Source organism: Prolixibacteraceae bacterium (genome assembly GCA_019856515.1).
Taxonomy (GTDB): Bacteria; Bacteroidota; Bacteroidia; order Bacteroidales; family Prolixibacteraceae; genus Halosquirtibacter; species Halosquirtibacter xylanolyticus.
In genome coordinates this window covers 3,506,951-3,526,731 of the sequence record CP082230.1, presented here as the reverse complement: position 1 = coordinate 3,526,731, position 19,781 = coordinate 3,506,951, and the positions used below count along the sequence as shown (strand labels likewise).

Here is a 19,781-nt window from a genome sequence, read left to right as displayed (position 1 = left end):
GTTCAATATATCTTTTTGACATGCTCCTGGAAAAAGTAATCTAAATACAACTAATCTTTTGTTCTAATGAAAGTTTCGGGTAATTAGTACTGCTCGGCTTTGGTCTCACAACCTTTACACCTGCAGCCTATCAACGTCGTAGTCTCCAACGACCCTCTAAGGAAACCTCATCTTGAGTGGAGCTTCGTGCTTAGATGCTTTCAGCACTTATCTCTTCCAAACGTAGCTACTCAGCAATGCACCTGGCGGCACAACTGATACACCAGAGGTTTGTCCACCGCGGTCCTCTCGTACTAGCAGCAGCTTCTCTCAAGTTTCCTGCGCCCACAACAGATAGGGACCGAACTGTCTCACGACGTTCTGAACCCAGCTCGCGTGCCACTTTAATGGGCGAACAGCCCAACCCTTGGGACCTTCTCCAGCCCCAGGATGTGACGAGCCGACATCGAGGTGCCAAACCGCTCCGTCGATATGAGCTCTTGGGAGCGATCAGCCTGTTATCCCCGGAGTACCTTTTATCCTTTGAGCGATGGCCCTTCCATACGGAACCACCGGATCACTATGCTCTACTTTCGTACCTGATCGACGTGTTGGTCTCACAGTCAAGCACCCTTGTGCCATTACACTCTACAGACGGTTACCAATCGTCTTGAGGGTACCTTTAGAAGCCTCCGTTACTCTTTTGGAGGCGACCACCCCAGTCAAACTACCCACCACACAATGTCCTCATTGCTGAGTTAGGTTTCAAACAAGCAAAGGGTCGTATTTCAAGGACGACTCCACAACGCCTAGCGACGCCATTTCATTGTCTCCGACCTATCCTACACATTACTTGCCCAAAATCAATGTGAAGTTGCAGTAAAGGTTCACGGGGTCTTTCCGTCCCGTTGCGGGTAATCGGCATCTTCACCGATACTTCAATTTCACCGAGCTCATGGCTGAGACAGTGCCCAGATCGTTGCACCATTCGTGCAGGTCGGAACTTACCCGACAAGGAATTTCGCTACCTTAGGACCGTTATAGTTACGGCCGCCGTTTACCGGGGCTTCATTTCAGCGCTTCTCCGAAGATAACGCCCCCACTTAACCTTCCGGCACCGGGCAGGTGTCAGGCCTTATACATCATCTTTCGATTTAGCAAAGCCCTGTGTTTTTGATAAACAGTCGCCTGGGCCTTTTCACTGCGGCTCCCCTTGCGAGGAGCGATCCTTCTCCCGAAGTTACGGATCGATTTTGCCTAGTTCCTTAGCCATGAATCACTCGAGCACCTCAGGATTCTCTCCTTGACTACCTGTGTCGGTTTGCGGTACGGGTTTATATAATCTACGTTTAGAGGTTTTTCTTGGAAGCCCTTAGGCACACTATCCAATCGTCCGAAGACTCTCGGTACTATCGGGTTTCAGCTCAACGTGCGGATTTGCCTACACATCTCATAACCTACGCCCTTCAACGTACTATTCCGTCAGTACGCGGTGCTTTCATCACTCCGTCGCCCCATCACAACTATATAAAGTACGGGAATATTAACCCGTTGTCCATCGAGTTCGCCGTTCGGCTACCCCTTAGGTCCCGACTAACCCTGATCCGATTAGCGTTGATCAGGAAACCTTAGTCTATCGGTGGGAGGGTTTCTCGCCCTCCTTATCGTTACTTATGCCTACATTTGCTTTTCTAACCGCTCCAGCGCGCCTCACAGCACACATTCAACGCAGTCAGAATGCTCCCCTACCACTTAATGGTAGTCCATTAAATCCATAGCTTCGGTGATATGTTTGATGCCCGATTATTATCCATGCCCGATCGCTCGACTAGTGAGCTGTTACGCACTCTTTAAATGAATGGCTGCTTCCAAGCCAACATACTAGCTGTCTATGCAATCAGACCTCGTTTGTTCAACTTAACATATACTTGGGGACCTTAGCTGATGGTCCGGGTTCTTTCCCTTTCGGACATGGACCTTAGCACCCATGCCCTCACTCCTGGTAATCATATTACAGCATTCGGAGTTTGTCTGGAGTTGATAGGCGGTGAAGCCCTCGCATCCAATCAGTAGCTCTACCTCTGCAATACTATATCCAAGGCTGCACCTAAATGCATTTCGGGGAGTACGAGCTATTTCCGAGTTTGATTGGCCTTTCACCCCTACCCACAGGTCATCCAAGAGCTTTTCAACGCTCCCTGGTTCGGTCCTCCATCTTGTGTTACCAAGACTTCAACCTGCCCATGGGTAGATCACACGGTTTCGCGTCTACCCCCACTAACTTCGACGCCCTATTCAGACTTGCTTTCGCTTCGGCTCCGAGCCTTAAGCTCTTAACCTTGCTAGTGAGGAGTAACTCGTAGGCTCATTATGCAAAAGGCACGCCGTCACATCTAATGATGCTCCGACCGCTTGTAAGTGTATGGTTTCAGGTACTATTTCACTCCCCTGTTCGGGGTACTTTTCACCTTTCCCTCACGGTACTGGTTCTCTATCGGTCTCTTAGGAGTATTTAGCCTTACCAGATGGTCCTGGCAGATTCAGACAGGGTTTCACGTGCCCCGCCCTACTCAGGATACTGCTAGATCATATTTGCTTACGTGTACAGGACTATCACCCTCTCTGGTGTAACTTTCCAGTTACTTCTACTTCACGCATAATCTCATATCGCAGTCCTACAACCCCAACCACGCCGAAACGTAATTGGTTTGGGCTAATCCGCGTTCGATCGCCACTACTAACGGAATCACTTTTGTTTTCTCTTCCTCCGGGTACTTAGATGTTTCAGTTCTCCGGGTTTGCCTCTGACATAGTCAGATAACCAATAAATTGGCTGGGTTGCCCCATTCAGAAATCTTCGGATCAAAGGTTGTTTGCACCTCCCCGAAGCTTATCGCAGCTTATCACGTCTTTCATCGCCTCTAAGAGCCTAGGCATCCACCATACACCCTTACTTACTTTCTATTATAATTAACCTTTAATGTTAATCTCGATATCTGTTGTATTCTTTTACAGATTACTTTTTTCCAGAATGTCAAAGAACTTATATACACCGATCTAATCAAATTAAATCTAACTAAATCAATATAAATGTGTGGAGAATATCGGAGTCGAACCGATGACCTCCTGCGTGCAAGGCAGGCGCTCTAGCCAGCTGAGCTAATCCCCCAAATAACCTCGTATAAATAATATTACGATTGTAGTCCCGCCCAGACTTGAACTGGGGACCTCTACATTATCAGTGTAGCGCTCTAACCAGCTGAGCTACGGGACTATGTCTAAAACATAACCACCTTAGTTTTTCAGCCTAACGCTATCCACTTTGGTTATGTGGGTATATAAGGTTTTTTGATATGACAAGAAAAAACAACCTAATCTCGTCGATTTTCTTTAACCGTTCTTGTCGGCTCCAGAAAGGAGGTGTTCCAGCCACACCTTCCGGTACGGCTACCTTGTTACGACTTAACCCCAGTCACTAGTTTTACCCTAGGCCGCTCCTTTCGGTAACAGACTTCAGGCACCCCCAGCTTCCATGGTTTGACGGGCGGTGTGTACAAGGCCCGGGAACGTATTCACCGCGCCATGGCTGATGCGCGATTACTAGCGAATCCAGCTTCACGGAGTCGAGTTGCAGACTCCGATCCGAACTGAGACCAGTTTTAGAGATTAGCATCCTGTCGCCAGGTAGCTGCCCTTTGTACTGACCATTGTAACACGTGTGTAGCCCTGGACATAAGGGCCGTGCTGATTTGACGTCATCCCCACCTTCCTCTCACCTTACGGTGGCAGTCTCTCTAGAGTCCTCAGCTTAACCTGTTAGCAACTAAAGATAGGGGTTGCGCTCGTTATGGGACTTAACCCGACACCTCACGGCACGAGCTGACGACAACCATGCAGCACCTTGTACGTCGTCCGAAGAAAAGTCTATCTCTAGACCGATCGCCGTACATTTAAGCCCAGGTAAGGTTCCTCGCGTATCATCGAATTAAACCACATGTTCCTCCGCTTGTGCGGGCCCCCGTCAATTCCTTTGAGTTTCAATCTTGCGATCGTACTCCCCAGGTGGATTACTTAAAACTTTCGCTTAGCCACTGACTGTGTATCGCCAACAGCGAGTAATCATCGTTTACGGCGTGGACTACCAGGGTATCTAATCCTGTTCGCTCCCCACGCTTTCGTACATCAGCGTCAGTTATACCTTAGTAAGCTGCCTTCGCAATCGGTGTTCTGAGTAATATCTAAGCATTTCACCGCTACACTACTCATTCCGCCTACCTCAAGTATACTCAAGTAATACAGTTTCAATGGCAGTTCTACAGTTGAGCTGCAGGATTTCACCACTGACTTATATTACCGCCTACGTACCCTTTAAACCCAATAAATCCGGATAACGCTTACACCCTCCGTATTACCGCGGCTGCTGGCACGGAGTTAGCCGGTGTTTATTCATATGCTACCTTCAGCTACTTTCACGAAAGTAGGTTTATTTGCATATAAAAGAAGTTTACAACCCATAGGGCAGTCATCCTTCACGCGGGATGGCTGGTTCAGACTTGCGTCCATTGACCAATATTCCTCACTGCTGCCTCCCGTAGGAGTCTGGTCCGTGTCTCAGTACCAGTGTGGGGGATCATCCTCTCAGAACCCCTAGACATCGTAGCCTTGGTAAGCCGTTACCTTACCAACTAGCTAATGTCACGCATGTTCATCTTGTACCGCCGGAGCTTTAATCACCAAATCATGCGACTCGGTAATACTATGGGGCATTAATCCAAATTTCTCTGGGCTATTCCCCTGTACAAGGCAGATTACATACGCGTTACTCACCCGTGCGCCGGTCGTCGTCTAGTAGCAAGCTACTTCCGTTACCCCTCGACTTGCATGTGTTAGGCCTCCCGCTAGCGTTCATCCTGAGCCAGGATCAAACTCTTCGTTGTATAAAAAGTTAATTAATTTAGCTCAACAAAAACTCAAAAATCTATTAGATTGACGGTTGCTTTTTTGTACTTGTCATTATCAAAAAATATCTTCAAAGAACTTTGTATCTTATTCATCCATCGTCGCCGTTGCGCCGATGTTTTTGCGGTTGCAAAGATAAACGATTTTATCTTTAAACTCCAAATGTTTTCTTAAATAATTTCTCAACTTAATTGAGACTTAAAAAACACTCTCCGCTTTTTTCTAGAACGTGGCTGCAAAGATAACTCATTTCATTTGAAAGATCCAAATGAAAAGTGAAATATTTTTTCACCTTATATTCTAGTCAAAATTTCAATGTCCTACCTACCTCTAATCATGCCCTGTTTTTCTATCAGCTTCTTATGTCCTCTCTTTCTCATCTCGCTAGAATCAATGGAGCCACACAGCGGAAGGGATAATATTCAGTTCACTGTAAATATGTCGGTAGAACGTGTGCATTTGTTCTCAAATGCGATGCAAAGAAACATCATTTTCACCCACTATTCCAAATAAAATAACATGTTTTTTCTTAGAAAAAAACAGACCTCCACCCCCAGCCCCTTACGACCAACCTGTTACGCCCAAAACTTTTTTCAAACAAAACACACAACACCCCATATCCTATCCACACCACACTCCTCTCCCATCTCAAAAAATGCATCCGTTATATATATAGCCCCATTCAAAGAGAAAAAACACCAGAATCAAATTTCAAACACACCACATCAACCACGCCCTAAAATCAGCACGACAAAAACACCAACCCGAGATAAACAGCCACCAAAACCACACCTCTCCCTGACCAACCTCGCACCTAATCCGTCGTTAATACGTCCTTAATATATACTTAATCCGTCCTTTGTCCATGGTTTAGCCATGATTCGTCCATGGTTTGTCCATCGATTTCGGGGGTTTGGATGGCTGAACCATGGACGAATCATGGCTAAACCATGGACAAAGGACGTACTAGGGACGGGTTAAAGACGGATTAGGGATGGATTAAGTCTGAGGTTGGTAGCTTTTAAGGCATAGTTAAGTATGGAATCGATGGAGAGAAGGTGGAAAATAACGTTTTTATGTTGTCAGGAGAGATAAGTTACATCCCTCAACAAAGTAAAGAAGAGGTCGTGTAAATTAAACTCTGCCTGGGTTATTTTTAGTGGTAATTTTTAGGTGTACCTCTTTTGAGTCGGGTTGGATATATGGTCTCATTGGGGGATAAAAAGAAAGAGAGACGACACTTTTTTCAAGGGTTGTCTCTCTTTGTGCAAGCGATGAATCGCTAATAATTACGCCAATATGGATTTAGAATGAGGGATATAGTTCAGGTATGTTTTTCACATACTCTTTTTAAAGTATATCACCGCAAGGGAGGGTAAGCCTCCTTTTTGTACTTTATAATCAATAAATTACATCAAGCACAATTACGGCTCATCTATTAATCCTATTGGTTCTATTTTTCGGATATCACCTCCATGGCTTTATCGAGTGTAACGTCTAGCTCTTTGATTATAGGATAGAATCCTTTTTCACCTAAGATGTTTCTAGCGGTATATGCCCAGAGTTGCACTTTCAGTATACGACCAGACTCTTTCATGTCTTTAGAGGATATCTTGACTTTATTCTTTTTGCAATAAGCGATAAAATCACTAAACTCTTTATGGTCGATAAAGTATTGTCTCATCTCCATGGCTGTTTTCACACTCTTTAGTTGTGCACGATGTTCATCTGCATAATCGAAAGCAAATTTGAATAGCAATCCTTTAGAGATCACATCGGCATATAGATTAGAGAAGCCAGTTGTGTCGGCAGGGACAAAGATGTCTGGCATAATTCCTCCACCACCATGAACGATACGACCACTCTTCGTGAAGTAGTTTATAGTATCAGCCACAGCAATACTATCTTTCACCTCTAGCTCACCATGTTTAATTCTGTTATATATATCCTTATTGTACTCATCGACCCCTTTGTCATAAGGTTTTTGGATACAACGACCAGAAGGAGTATAGTATCTTGCGACAGTTAATCGAAGTGCAGAACCGTCATTGAATGGGATTTGTTCTTGAACAAGACCTTTACCAAATGATCTACGACCAATGATAGTACCTCTATCATTATCTTGCATTGCCCCAGCAAATATTTCACTTGCAGAAGCAGAGTATTCGTCGATAAGAACCACCAGTTTTTCATCGGTAAATTTACCATTCCTTTGTGCTACAAACTCTTGGCTTGGCTGAGTACGACCTTTGGTGTAGACGATCATATCATCTTTTTTAAGGAATTCGTTCGCCATCTCTGCCACAATACCAAGTATTCCACCAGGATTACCACGAAGATCGACAACATATTGTTTGGCACCATCTTCGCGTAGTTCATTTAATCCTTTCATGAACTCCTTATAGGTAGTCACTGCAAAACGTCCCACTTTGATGTACCCAGTAGTATCGTTCAACATATATGAGACATCCACGCTATAGAGAGGTATCTCACCACGAGTAACATCGAATTGAATTAGCTTAGGGAGTCCTTTACGTTTGATTCCCACCTTTACATTGGTCCCTATTTCACCTTTTAGGAGCTTCATGACGGCTTCGTTATTGACGCCATTTCCAGCAATCGTAGAGTCGTTGACAGTAACGATTCGATCGCCACCAAGAATTCCTAGTTTTTGAGAAGGGCCACCAGAGACGACATCAACGATCATTACTGTATCGTTTTCGATTCGGAATTGAACTCCGACGCCACCGAAATTACCTTTCATCTCTTCGTTAACATTCTTAAAGTCCTCTTTCGCAAAATAGGCACTATGTGGATCTAACTCTTCGAGTATATGTGGGATCACTTCGTTCTCCAACGTCTTATTGTCAACGGTATCCACATACCTAAGCTGAATCATATTCATGATCAAGCCCACCTTATTCGGTTGGAGCAGTGGGGATTTTGCTGAAGTTGTAGGTATTGCTAATTGCGTATTACTATATTTAGTTTTGTAATAGAAATTAAAAATTTCAGCAATAACAAATACCCCAAGAAAAATAAGAAACAGATGTATTTTTTTCATATGGTTATTTTGTATAAAGTACGGATCAATGAGTTATAGCGCGCGATATCTAGAGTACTAAGCCTCTTTGGTCACATCGAATTGCTCTACAATAATACCAGCTTTTTCGAGTAGCTCTACCCCATCATTCACTCGGTAAGATTCGGAGAAAACGACACGAACAATGCCAGCTTGGATAATCAATTTTGCACATTCAATACATGGAGAGGAGGTAACATACATGGTTGCACCTTCACTACTATTACTTGTACGTGCGATTTTTGTAATTGCATTGGCTTCGGCATGGAGAACATATGGTTTAGACTTATTAAACTCATCTTCACAATTGTTTTCGAAACCAGAAGGTGTTCCATTATATCCATCAGAAATAATCATCTTATTCTTGATTAATAGGGCACCGACCTGCCTACGCTTACAATAAGAATTCTCAGCCCAGATGTGCGCCATTCGTAAATATCTACGATCTAACAGTTGTTGCTTCTTTACATTATCCATACTCTGGTATTTTGATAATAAATGCCCAAGGGGCTGAATTAAAATTGTTTCTATACAAGGATACTATATTTTCCTGAAAGGAGAATATCAATTAAACGTCAATTTAAATCGGCGTAATGTTAATATAACGCGAGATGACCTTATAGAAATGAGCAGGTCTGATAGGCTTTATAAATACCTCACTCACACCAGAATCAATAAAATTATGAATCTCGTTCTCTTGAGAGAATGCCGTTTGTATTATGATAGGAGTTTGGATCCCTAGGTCACGTATCTCTTTGGTTGCATCGATACCAGACATTTTAGGCATTTGAAGATCCATTAGAATCAGATCTATTTTCAGCCCACTCTTCATCATGTCAACAGCTACTATCCCATTTTCGGCCCATACTACATCACAGGAAACTTTTTTCAATAAAGCCTCTAGGTATATATAGTTAGACTCGACATCTTCAGCAACTAGAACACAAGGGTTATTCATAAAAATTCATTTTATACTTTAATGAAACAATGATTCCATGACCGATAAGTAAAGATCACAGAGTCCATTAAGACATCATGAAAGGGGGTATCACTACAAAGTTGGAGTTTTTTTTTCTTAGATCAAAACAAGGCACTGATAAACACACGGTAGAGTCGATGTTTCAGTGTCGACATATTCTCATCGGATACGATGAAATGTAGATATTATACCTAGATGTTGTCGTGATATGGTTGTTATTCGAACTACATCAAATGTTTATTGGTATCATCACGATTAAAATACATATATTAGTTATCGAAAAACAATCCAATATTCTATCATCTAACAGTATATAGATAAACAAATTGGTATAACCCGTCATATACCCATTTCATCATGAAATGAGCTATTCTATTTGATGATGCAATGGGTAATAAAAAGGTATTTTATGAACCATTGGCATACAATTATCACCTTTGACCAGCCACTCAATGCACATATGGCAAAGAACCTGCTAGAGTCGGAAGGTATTCCAACAATAATGAGAGATGAATTGACAGTGCAATCACATAACTTCTACTCTAATGCTATCGGGGGCATAAAGCTCGATGTAAGAGAGGAGTGCATCGACGAAGCTCTTAAGATATTAGTGGATGGAGGATATCTTCAACCGCCCCAAGAAGAGGAGGAGAAGAAGAGGCTTGTTGTGGTGTCGAAAGAGAAGACTAAAGATACGACCTTATGTCCTTTCTGTCAATCGAAAGAGATTCGACAAGAGGGCAATCAAAGGCAAATGATTATATTCTTTCTTTTTCTATTTGGTCTACTTATACCAATGTCTTTTGTGATGGGGAGTATAACTATGGGTGTGGTTACTACCGTTGTCGCAGCAGTGATACTTATCTATATGTTTAAGAGAAAGAGCTACAGTTGCTTTGATTGTGGTGGTCGATGGAGGTATAGGAGTTAATCTTAGATGATATACGGGCATAAAAAAAGCTTCTTCGAAAGATCGAAGAAGCTTTGTACCCGGGGCGGGAATCGAACCCGCACGGCATTACTACCACTGGATTTTGAATCCAGCGCGTCTACCAATTCCGCCACCCGGGCGTATATTGCAGTCATGCTGTTATCATGTATGCGGTGCAAATATAATAGAATTAATAAGTTGTTTGCAACTTATTCTTCTAAAAAAAATAAGATAAAACGACCATTTAACCGTAACCATTTCATTTTCAACTGATGTAAACAAAGTATTTTATGCACTTCCAAGAGAGGTCATTCAAAAGATATTAAATTTCATGTTCTTTTGATCGCATGAAGTCAAAACAGGAGGTGTAGGCTCAATGTAATACTTTTTGAAAATCTGCAGCATATTTACGTGAAACAGGGATGGGATCACTGGATGCTTTTGAAATAAGTTGATAACCATTGGTATTTCCTTTTGCTGAAACGATATGGTGTAAGTTAACGACAAAAGATCGATGACACTGGACAATATGGTTTTCATGAAATAGCATTAGAGTCGAAGATAGCGTATTTCTGATCCATTTTTGTTTTACCTCTTCATTATCGAAGTAGACCACTTTGACATTATTCTTTAGTGCTTCTAAGTAGATAAGACTATTCACATCAATAACTAGAGGTTTATCTTTCTTATTTAGAGAGATAAAAGTTATCGACCTACCGGCATATGAGTCCTTGTTTACTTCTATTACAGAAGGGTTTATGTGATACTGCAACTCTCTTTTTAGTTGCTGGTTTTTTTCAATCATATTCAACACAAGCACAGGTATTAAACCGACACAGAATGTTATTCCAAACACATAGGCCACAATAGTAGCATCAAATACCACTGGAAAAACGAAGAGATAGAAACAGAGCCAGTTTAAGAAACTTATAATAAGTAACAACGACGAAATGCTAATCACTTCGTATATAAAGAGCCATTTCTTCACCCATCGTCTTAAGAAATACCCCTTTATAATATAGATAGAGATTAGTTGTCCAATAGAAGTGGCTATTCCAAAGGCTATCGATAAAAGTATCTTGTTTCCAGTGAAATTAACAAAACCAAAGGGTTGAAATATGTATAAAAAAAGGGCGATAAAGACACTGACAATCATGCAGCCCCTTATACTTAATAGCTTGTAAGGAAAAGGGCGAAGAAGATAGGTAAGATAACGAGATATCATCGATATATTTTATTAAAACCGTTCTGTAATATAACCTTAACGAAGTTAATCAAAAAATGATATCTTTTTCTATCTCCTCTTTACATCATCACAAGACGGAGGATATGCCCATTAAATAGTGTAATCAATTACATCTATAGATGAAGTAGAAACATAAATACGCTGACTGAAGTCCTCTAGCCTGGTTTGTCTTGCTACCCAATTTTTTTATTGAAGTTATAACCGAGCTGGAGCTCAGTATTCCCAATTATTGTTTTCACTGGGGCTTAATGGCTTTTTGCAATTATATTTTATTATTTATCCTTCAGAGATTGTTGATCCTTGTAGGCTTATGCTTTAGCATAAATTAAAGATACAATTCAGTAACCTAAGAGAATCTAATGTTTGAAGTTTAGAAGATCGCTTTATTGTATTGGGTTATTTTACACCATTGCAAATTGGAGTAGAACTCTGGATAATAAGTATTTGGATCTACAGGAATATAGCAATTAATTCCATGTACATTATCAAGTGAAAGATTCTCTTGAAACTTATCTGTATGGTCATGGAAGAGGATAAATGTTGAGAGAGCAGACTTCATTTGCGTTGCAGCATTTGCTCCATAGTTCTTATGTACCATGTCGAATAGATCATAACAGTCGGCATCTTTATGAAGCTTCTGCACCTTTTCCGCCTTGACTTTCATGTTTGGATCGTTGGTAATGATCTGTTGCATGGCAGTTTGAATCATATTAATGTTATTAAGATTATATAGTGCGATACTTGCCGATTGCATCTTTCCCTCTTTTTGTTTGTAGTGTCGGATATAAGTTTTACAAACCTCTTTTAATCGTTTCTCTACTGTTTGTTGTGTGTTTAGAAGGATAGGCAATATTTTTTTGTAAGGCATACCTGTGGTTAATATATCTGTAGGAGAAGCTATGAGGTAATCGGTATTGTTTTGTAGTTCTGAAGCGACTTCTACACTTCCCATTAAACAGGCATCGAAAAGAATATATTTAAATTTTGTTGGCAGTGCCGATGCGAGATCATGGATCTCCATGGTGAATTGCTTGTCTACACCGAATGATTTGGTTTTGGGTTTCGGCGCAGGAAACCAAGAGGTGCCATGTGACCATAAGATCAATCCATATTGCTGGGATGGATATCTCTCGATCACCTCTTTAAGTACCTGATGGAGGGTATGGCTATCCGCCGAGTTTTGATCGGGATATTGTTTAACCACTTGGCGGTGGATAGCCGTACCATTCTTCTTGTTGAGCTCCATAAGGTATGAGCTTTTGTCTCCTTTATCCATAAAAACGACCACCTTCTGATCCTCCTTAATGCCTTCTACCATATCATATACGTTCAACAGCGCATTGCCTTTTAGATCATTATCCGCAGCCATATAGATCACTAATGTCTCGCTGGCTTGTGGTTCTAAACTATCTGTTTGCTTACAGCTGAAACATATGGTAGCTAACGTTATAAAAAGAAGGTGTTTCATAGACTAGATATGATCGTTGTTGTTAATAAAAAACCTTGTAGCTCAGAGTTGAGCTACAAGGTGGTATAAACTATCTCTTAGGATAATCTTTAGAGTATACAAGAGAGGTTTCGTTTGCGATTTTATAGGTTTTATCATCTCTTTCAATCCCAATCTTTTTGAATTTTACATATACAATAATGCTTCTAAAATTCTTTTCTTTGAAGTTGTAGAAATTGGATTCATATTTGGCAGTCATTATTTCATTTTCATATTTAAAATGACTCCAAGAACCGTCGACGTAATTAATATTATCCATACGGGAGTATATACTTTTATCAAGCACATACCTTTGGGCATTATATCTCCACTTTACATATCGAGAGAATGTGTTCTCTGATGCAGAAAAATAAATATCTGTTCTAGGAAATGTGATGTAAATGTTTTTGGGCATAACGAATGTAAATAATCTAGCATTATTTAAATTGGTCTTTATGTTCTCATCGCCCCCGTCACTATTGATTATCTGTCCTAGAATATCATTGGATTCTATCCCATCGTTGTTAATATCAAAACAATCCATTGGATCTGCTTTTGCTTCGATGAGTTTATAAACGCCCCTCATCTCCATTGGAAGATCTTCTTTCTCATTGGGAAGGTCTTCTTTCTTACAAGAAGCAAAGATGATGAACAGAATAAGTAATTTCTTCATTTATTTTATTTAGTTGTTTATGTCTGGTAAAATCATAAGATGCGCAACATTTCCGTCTTCAATAGTTTTTATCGGCATCAAGTTATTTTTTATCTCTTTTTTTCTTGTAATGAGAGGATCGTTGTAATTTATTGTTCCCTTCGCAATAACATCATCATTATCATTTAGTGATAGTAATGTTTTCACTTCTTTAACAGAGCCTGAGCTATTGTTGTATCCCCCCGACACATTGAATTCTATTTCTTTAACCTTTCCTGAGATACTTGCATCAAAATTCCATGCCTTTTGATGAGTGAATGTCATTTTTATATCTTCTTCTACCTTAAGATCACTACTGTCCTGCTCTATCAACATCCATGCAACGTTGGTTGATTCTTTAGCGATATCCCATTCAAAAAGCCATGCTCCGTCATCCCCATTGGGCTTAAACCATTTTCCTTGTATTACGTTTTTATCCTTTGTCCTCATTTGATATTCATTCCTACTACTATTAAACCATGTAGGAATTAATCTATTATTAGACACGGTAATCACGTCAAACAGATCTTTACCTCTTGCAGTAAAGTGATACCCTACTTGGGAGGTTGTACCATCCAGATATTTATGTTTTAGTACTAATTCAAATTCCCATGCACCATCTGTCCAGATGGCCTTATTAATAGTAGAGTTAGATGCTTCGTATCCTCTCGTTGTATATTTTGTAAAGTTAGGGTCGTTGTTTTGGATATATATCTTTCCAGTAGTTGGATGTGTAGTATCTTCATCTTTAATTATATTAGCACAACGACTACCATGAATTCGAAATTTATACAACTTTTCTTTAATTCTATTCTTTCGAAATTGAATCTTTGAACAATCAGAAATCTTATAATAGGCATAATCACGTTGACATACAGAATTATTTCTGTGGTATCCTGTAATAATATCAGGATATATGAGACTTCTTTTTAAATAATTTATTGTGTCTCCTCCTTTAGAGATTGTTCGTTCTCTCCATTCTTCCCATTTTTTTGATTTTGGGTTACTATAATTAGGATTGTATATATTTTCTGCAAATTCATACTTTGCTTCAGATGATTTTGTTGCTGGAATTTTAACAACCATTCTTTCATTTGTCTTGACTACAAGTAAAGGAAATTTTGGGATCTCATTTTTACCAATGTAGTAAACTTCTTCTCCATTACCATAAACGGTATTTTCAATGCTTCCTACTTCTGAAGCGACACCAATACGGTTATTTGAAATATCCCATTTCTCTGCACTAAGTCCACCTGCAAATTCTAAGTCAGGTAATAGAATGTTAATAAGCGGAGCACTTTTTTCGATTTGATCTAATGTATTGGCATCTTCTGCATATACATCTAGTGCTTGCTTGAAAGTGATTCCGTCTTTTACTTCTTGATTCTTTACTTTACCATAAAGAATATCATAATCACAGTCGAACTGTTTCAGTGCTTCTCTTTGGATAAAGCTTCGAACAGCTTCGTCGTTGTAGACTGCTTTAGAAAGGATCTTAGCAAATTTGGTTTGTGCTTCGCCCTGAGAAATAGTAGGCAAGATTTCAAAGGCACTTACATCTACCGTTTGACTGGTTGTTTCCATTGCATCTTGTTGGCATGACATCATACCCCCCCTAATACAAAAAGTGAAAATATTAGTTTTTTCATTATAAAAATAATTAAATTATGTTGATGCAATTTTATATTATATATAAATACGAAATACTGTTTTTACCCATATTAACATTTAATAATCTAAGCACAAAGCAATACTCTTTTGATCGTATTTATTGATTTACATGTATATTATTGGGCTATTGCTGTTGGCAACAAGTGAAATTCAAAAATATTGACATGTCATTTTTTAAGCTTTATCTCTATTTGTATTGCATAATGAAACAAAAACAATTGGTTTGCTTTTGTTTTTCATGAACACTTAAAATGTACGATGTAATTCAAGGAGATTTAATGCATAGCATATGTTAAGAATCGTGTTGGCTATATCAAAATAAGAGTTGTATTAAGAAGGAATTCATATTTCTGGGAGGTGAGGACTTACAGCCCTCTAGTGTGTTTTGCACCTATACCCAGCGCTTCGCACTTGACTAGTAAATGTAGCACTTTCAGTGCATGTTGCCATAATATGGATTCGAAGTATAGAAACTATTATTTTCCAGCCATGCATAACACTTCGCAATGGAATATAAAGTGTAGCACTCTCAGTGTATGTTGCAGCAACATTGGTTTAAAATAAAGGAGCTATCTCTTTAGACCAATAAATAGTGACTTTATTTTTTAGCGGTACAATTTTGTGTTTTCTCTCTCTTCAGGTCGTCCATTCCCCATGATGGATAATACTTTTTGGTTTTGGCATTTTGGAAGAGAGATTCCACTCGTTCTAATGTATGACAATAATCCTCTTGTTTGCCACCTTGGAATGCGTTCATCTTATTTTGAAACATGGATAAGATGAGATGGGCTCTAGGATTTTGCTTATTATATCGAATTGCTTTATTACACTCCTCTATTACTTTGCGATAGTATTTTGGTCCATTTACTTCTGGTTTTGAAGCAATCAACACATAATAGTAGTAAGCATTTAGGGCAGATAGTTCAGAACGATCGACTTGTCTATAGGCTAAGAGTTTCGCTAGATACTTTTGTGCCTCGTCAAGCATACCTTTCTTCATTGAGCTATCGGCAAAGAGAGATAGCTTCATATTTAAGTATCCAATATAATAGGTTGTTAACCATTCATTCGGGAATCGGTCTTCTATCCTCTTCAAGAAATTACACGTCGCCACTCCACCTTGAAGAGTGTGGACATGACATAGGCTATCTATGGCTACTCCTAGATGATATTCAAAGTCATTAGATTCTTTTTCACTTTTCTCTTTCTCATTGGCCCAGGTGCCAGATATTCCTAATATAATGCATGCAATCAATAATAGATTTTTCATTGTCAAATATTTAAATTAGTAAATTGTCATTTTATCCATAATAGTAATTGTTCGATTCTAAGTGCTAGCTCATGAAATGTACTTTCCCCTTTCATCATCCTGTAGGTCTAAAAAGTAGACACATCATATGCTGCTGATTTCCTCAACGAAAAGAATAGTCCAACAAAGAAGAATCGATCTCTGTTATTCACAATAGCTCTCCTCTTATATATCCCTACATTGTTAGGAGTAGCGGCATAATCGTACCCATAGACATGCTCTTTACCTAACACATTGGTGGTGTAAGCATATAGGATAATACTTGGGCTTATTAATGCAGTGATATTTAAATCCAAATTATGAATTGGAGTTGTCGAAGCATTCATAAAACCACTTCGATTCGGGTTGTGATAAGTACGCCCACTGGTGTAAGCGTAACTAGCCCCTATATAGATCTTGAGCGGAGAGATAAAGTACTTTGCAGTTCCACTTATGTTGTGACGTGTTGCATAGGATGGGGTTGCCATTAATGGGTACTCCATCTCTTGTCGCTGGGCATCATTATATCCATATGCCAAAGTGTAATCGATCTTTCTACGAAAGATCTTTCCTTTCAAAAACAGATCAATACCTTGACTATAGCCGTATCCATTTGAGGTGTAGTTTAGTCCCTCTTTTAGCGAAAGTCCATCATACACTTTTTTATACAACTCTAATTTGAATAGAAAGGATCGCTTGTCATAAGTTGCGCTCAGCTGATAATGTAAGGCAGTCTCTTGATCCACATCATTCTGAATGGTATAGTTTGGTAACTGAGAGTAACGACCTATTGTTGCCGACAATTGTAAGGGAGAAGTAACCCAGTGTAGGGACACCTTTGGAAGGTGGCTGTAGCTTTTAAATGAAGAGGTGTATTCCAGACGATAAGCAAGGGAGGTATAAAGACTCTTTACTATCCTGAACTTATTATCCCAAAAGAGTGCACTTAAGGTGTTCGAATATTGATTATCCAGGGTGTGTATGTAGGATTTATCCACATACGTCTCTTGGTTATCAAAGAGGTAGGCCTCCGCACCTAATCGTATCGAATAACCTCGCCCCACCTTCTTTCTTAGCATTGCTTTCAGATGGAGCTCATCACCCTGCATTGAATAGTTGTCTCCAGCCACTCTCGCATTTTTATATCTGAGAGCTGAATGAGAATAGGCAGTACCTAAGAATAGCTTTGTTCCTTTGGATGAAACAGACTCAATTACTGAATTGATAAAATAGTTACTCCCATCCATGTCTATATTACGTAGAGAGTTTGTAGAGAAAGGCTCTTCTACCGCTCGTTGATAGGTGGTGTTATCATAACTGACAAACAGTTTGTGTATCGTTCTAGGAGAGAGCTGTGTCTTTAGCTCAAACTCTCCTGCCAAGGATTGATAATCCTTTTGCCAATCATAGTTGTCCGGAATCATAGTGTTGTATAAGGACATATTGGTGTAGTTTATATTGGAAGATAGAGAACCGTTGTTCCAAGCTGCTGTTCCACCTCCGCCGACACTTAGAGGTGATATATTTAATCCGAGTTTATTGGTCGTAATATCCTTCGTCTCCATAGATAATACGGATGATAGAGCTTGTCCATATTCTGCACTATATGCCCCTAGAGACATATTCATCCCTTTGAATAGAAAAGGAGAGTAACGGGATCTTGAGGGTATATTATTGGCTGTAGTGGTATAAGGAGACAAGACATGCATGCCGTTTATAAATATTTGGGTCTCTCGGGTATCTCCTCCCCGAACATAGAGCTTACCATCATCCCCTCCTTTTTGTACTCCGGGAAGTATTTGGAATGCATTTAACACATCTCCTTGTGATCCTCCCTGTAAGACGACATCCAAGGCATCTACCCTCTTCAATGCCTTGTTTTCGCCATAGCTATAACTGTTTCCTGTGATAACTACCTCATCGATGGCGATCTTCATCGGCTCTAAAATGATCATGATGATACCGGTTTGTTCTGGGTGTATGGCTAGCTCTTTCTGTTCATATCCCATAGCCCGAACAACCAAAGTCTGCTCTGTTGATATGTCGATCGTGAAATCGAACAGTCCATCGATATTAGTAGAGGTGCCAACAAGTGTCCCTTTGAGGTAGACATTTGCTCCCATAATCGGATCAGCCTTTATGTCTTTCACATGGCCTTTTACCTGCAACTGTGCAGTAGCATTATAGGTTATTAATAGAAGGATGATCATTATCAATAGTCTCATTGTGTCCACTTTATCATTCAAAATATTTGTATCCATCTTGGCAGATTCGCGTGTTCGATTATTGAAACCCACACTCTCCTGCCCAATACAATATTATGACTTACAACACATTAACACAAAACACTAGGATATAACACTAAGAGTTGGGACCAATGACTTTCCCATGTGACGAATGGATTATTATTATGACCAATGGCTAAGGTTGCTTCTGGTCTAAATCATTTTATCTCTTTTGTTGTTATAGCATTATAGGGATAAGAAATATTAAATGATAGGTGGAGATATGAGACAGGTTATTCATAGAGCAAAAACAAGAGGTCATTCCAATAATGGTTGGCTAGATTCATTTCACACATTTAGTTTTGCGGATTACTACCACCCCGAACGTATGCGGTTTGGAGTGCTTAGAGTACTAAATGATGACAAGGTAGCTCCAGGAAAAGGTTTTGATAAGCATCCTCATGACAATATGGAGATCATATCCATCCCCTTACAAGGAGAGCTAGAGCATAGAGATAGTTTGGGAAATGTAGCCGTTATTAGAGAGGGGGACATTCAAGTGATGAGTGCAGGTAGTGGGATACGACATAGCGAGTACAACAAGAGTGACTCGTCTGATGTATCCTTTCTACAGATATGGATTATCCCCAACCAGCACAGGGTAGCCCCTAGATATGATCAGATATCCTTTAAAGGATTGGAGAAAGAGAATCAATTGGTTCAGATATTATCCCCTTATGTAGAAGATCAAGGCGTGTGGATATATCAAGATGCATGGTTTTATTGGGGATCATTTATTGAAAAGACAGAAATAGAGTATCATGTTCATAAAAAAGGAAATGGTGTCTATATACTGGTCATTACTGGCTCTATTTCTATAAACAATAAGACTTTTCATCAAAGAGATGGAATAGGTGTATGGGACCAAGATTTGTTAACTATAACCTGCTATCCAGAGACACAAATACTATTAATGGAAGTCCCTATGAGATAGAGGTTTCAGCCCTTTTTTTACATCCCATTATATGGCATAAAAAAAGCTTCTTCGAATAATCGAAGAAGCTTTGTACCCGGGGCGGGAATCGAACCCGCACGATATTACTACCACTGGATTTTGAATCCAGCGCGTCTACCAATTCCGCCACCCGGGCGTACATCACAGTCATGATGTTTTCATGATTGCGATGCAAATATAGGTGCTTTTTGTAAATATGCAAACAAAGGAATCAAAAAAGATTCTTTTA

Annotated in this window: 11 protein-coding genes, 4 tRNA genes and 2 rRNA genes; 2 read left to right on the top strand and 15 right to left on the bottom strand. The window is 39.8% G+C overall.

Annotated features, from left to right (window positions below):
* Nucleotides 1-64: 64 nt before the first annotated feature.
* The 7 genes from K5X82_12950 to K5X82_12920 form a co-directional block, all read right to left on the bottom strand.
* Nucleotides 65-2,943 (bottom strand): 23S ribosomal RNA (locus K5X82_12950).
* Nucleotides 2,944-3,074: 131 nt separating this feature from the next.
* Nucleotides 3,075-3,148 (bottom strand) — tRNA-Ala (locus K5X82_12945).
* A gap of 31 nt (nt 3,149-3,179) precedes the next feature.
* Nucleotides 3,180-3,253 (bottom strand) — tRNA-Ile (locus K5X82_12940).
* A 139-nt stretch (nt 3,254-3,392) separates the two neighbouring features.
* Nucleotides 3,393-4,916, bottom strand: a 16S ribosomal RNA gene (locus K5X82_12935).
* Together the 16S and 23S rRNA genes with 2 tRNA genes alongside form the textbook arrangement of a ribosomal RNA operon.
* Before the next feature lie 1,475 nt (nt 4,917-6,391).
* On the bottom strand, nt 6,392-8,002 hold the full coding sequence (locus tag K5X82_12930) for a S41 family peptidase (GenBank protein QZT36182.1): 1,611 nt from the start codon (nt 8,000-8,002) through the stop codon (nt 6,392-6,394).
* Nucleotides 8,003-8,059: 57 nt separating this feature from the next.
* A complete protein-coding gene (locus K5X82_12925; GenBank protein QZT36181.1) occupies nt 8,060-8,497 on the bottom strand; it encodes a dCMP deaminase family protein in 438 nt (145 codons plus the stop codon).
* Between the two features lie 103 nt (nt 8,498-8,600).
* A complete protein-coding gene (locus K5X82_12920) occupies nt 8,601-8,978 on the bottom strand; it encodes a response regulator (protein ID QZT36180.1) in 378 nt (125 codons plus the stop codon).
* A 430-nt stretch (nt 8,979-9,408) separates the two neighbouring features.
* Here K5X82_12920 and K5X82_12915 point away from each other — a divergent pair, with 430 nt between their 5' ends.
* Complete coding sequence (locus tag K5X82_12915) at nt 9,409-9,930, top strand: DUF2007 domain-containing protein (GenBank protein ID QZT36179.1); 522 nt, start codon at nt 9,409-9,411, stop codon at nt 9,928-9,930.
* Nucleotides 9,931-9,986: 56 nt separating this feature from the next.
* Here K5X82_12915 and K5X82_12910 read toward each other — a convergent pair.
* From K5X82_12910 to K5X82_12880, 7 genes are all read right to left on the bottom strand, one after another.
* Nucleotides 9,987-10,070 (bottom strand) — tRNA-Leu (locus K5X82_12910).
* Nucleotides 10,071-10,303: 233 nt separating this feature from the next.
* Entirely contained in the window at nt 10,304-11,086 is a 783-nt protein-coding gene (locus K5X82_12905) for a LytTR family transcriptional regulator DNA-binding domain-containing protein (protein QZT36178.1), read from the bottom strand.
* Between the two features lie 460 nt (nt 11,087-11,546).
* Complete coding sequence (locus K5X82_12900) at nt 11,547-12,644, bottom strand: hypothetical protein (protein ID QZT36177.1); 1,098 nt, start codon at nt 12,642-12,644, stop codon at nt 11,547-11,549.
* Between the two features lie 70 nt (nt 12,645-12,714).
* Nucleotides 12,715-13,335 (bottom strand): hypothetical protein, encoded by a 621-nt coding sequence (locus K5X82_12895; GenBank protein QZT36176.1) that lies wholly within the window; start codon nt 13,333-13,335, stop codon nt 12,715-12,717.
* Nucleotides 13,336-13,344: 9 nt separating this feature from the next.
* Nucleotides 13,345-14,961 (bottom strand): hypothetical protein, encoded by a 1,617-nt coding sequence (locus K5X82_12890; protein ID QZT36175.1) that lies wholly within the window; start codon nt 14,959-14,961, stop codon nt 13,345-13,347.
* A 661-nt stretch (nt 14,962-15,622) separates the two neighbouring features.
* Nucleotides 15,623-16,294: a hypothetical protein gene (locus K5X82_12885; GenBank protein ID QZT36174.1), complete on the bottom strand. Its 672-nt coding sequence runs from the start codon at nt 16,292-16,294 to the stop codon at nt 15,623-15,625.
* A gap of 107 nt (nt 16,295-16,401) precedes the next feature.
* The gene (locus tag K5X82_12880) at nt 16,402-18,537 is read right to left on the bottom strand and encodes a TonB-dependent receptor (GenBank protein QZT36173.1); all 2,136 of its coding nucleotides are present in this window, start codon (nt 18,535-18,537) and stop codon (nt 16,402-16,404) included.
* A 283-nt stretch (nt 18,538-18,820) separates the two neighbouring features.
* Here K5X82_12880 and K5X82_12875 point away from each other — a divergent pair, with 283 nt between their 5' ends.
* On the top strand, nt 18,821-19,531 hold the full coding sequence (locus K5X82_12875; GenBank protein QZT36172.1) for a pirin family protein: 711 nt from the start codon (nt 18,821-18,823) through the stop codon (nt 19,529-19,531).
* A 73-nt stretch (nt 19,532-19,604) separates the two neighbouring features.
* Here K5X82_12875 and K5X82_12870 read toward each other — a convergent pair.
* Nucleotides 19,605-19,688 (bottom strand) — tRNA-Leu (locus tag K5X82_12870).
* Nucleotides 19,689-19,781: the final 93 nt, after the last annotated feature.

What these genes read in the sequence shown, in the direction of transcription:
- K5X82_12930 (QZT36182.1), bottom strand. Translation starts at nt 8,002, where the DNA reads ATGAAAAAAATACATCTGTTTCTTATTTTTCTTGGGGTATTTGTTATT.
- K5X82_12925 (QZT36181.1), bottom strand. Translation starts at nt 8,497, where the DNA reads ATGGATAATGTAAAGAAGCAACAACTGTTAGATCGTAGATATTTACGA.
- K5X82_12920 (QZT36180.1), bottom strand. Translation starts at nt 8,978, where the DNA reads ATGAATAACCCTTGTGTTCTAGTTGCTGAAGATGTCGAGTCTAACTAT.
- K5X82_12915 (QZT36179.1), top strand. Translation starts at nt 9,409, where the DNA reads ATGAACCATTGGCATACAATTATCACCTTTGACCAGCCACTCAATGCA.
- K5X82_12905 (QZT36178.1), bottom strand. Translation starts at nt 11,086, where the DNA reads ATGATTGTCAGTGTCTTTATCGCCCTTTTTTTATACATATTTCAACCC.
- K5X82_12900 (QZT36177.1), bottom strand. Translation starts at nt 12,644, where the DNA reads ATGAAACACCTTCTTTTTATAACGTTAGCTACCATATGTTTCAGCTGT.
- K5X82_12895 (QZT36176.1), bottom strand. Translation starts at nt 13,335, where the DNA reads ATGAAGAAATTACTTATTCTGTTCATCATCTTTGCTTCTTGTAAGAAA.
- K5X82_12890 (QZT36175.1), bottom strand. Translation starts at nt 14,961, where the DNA reads ATGATGTCATGCCAACAAGATGCAATGGAAACAACCAGTCAAACGGTA.
- K5X82_12885 (QZT36174.1), bottom strand. Translation starts at nt 16,294, where the DNA reads ATGAAAAATCTATTATTGATTGCATGCATTATATTAGGAATATCTGGC.
- K5X82_12880 (QZT36173.1), bottom strand. Translation starts at nt 18,537, where the DNA reads ATGAGACTATTGATAATGATCATCCTTCTATTAATAACCTATAATGCT.
- K5X82_12875 (QZT36172.1), top strand. Translation starts at nt 18,821, where the DNA reads ATGAGACAGGTTATTCATAGAGCAAAAACAAGAGGTCATTCCAATAAT.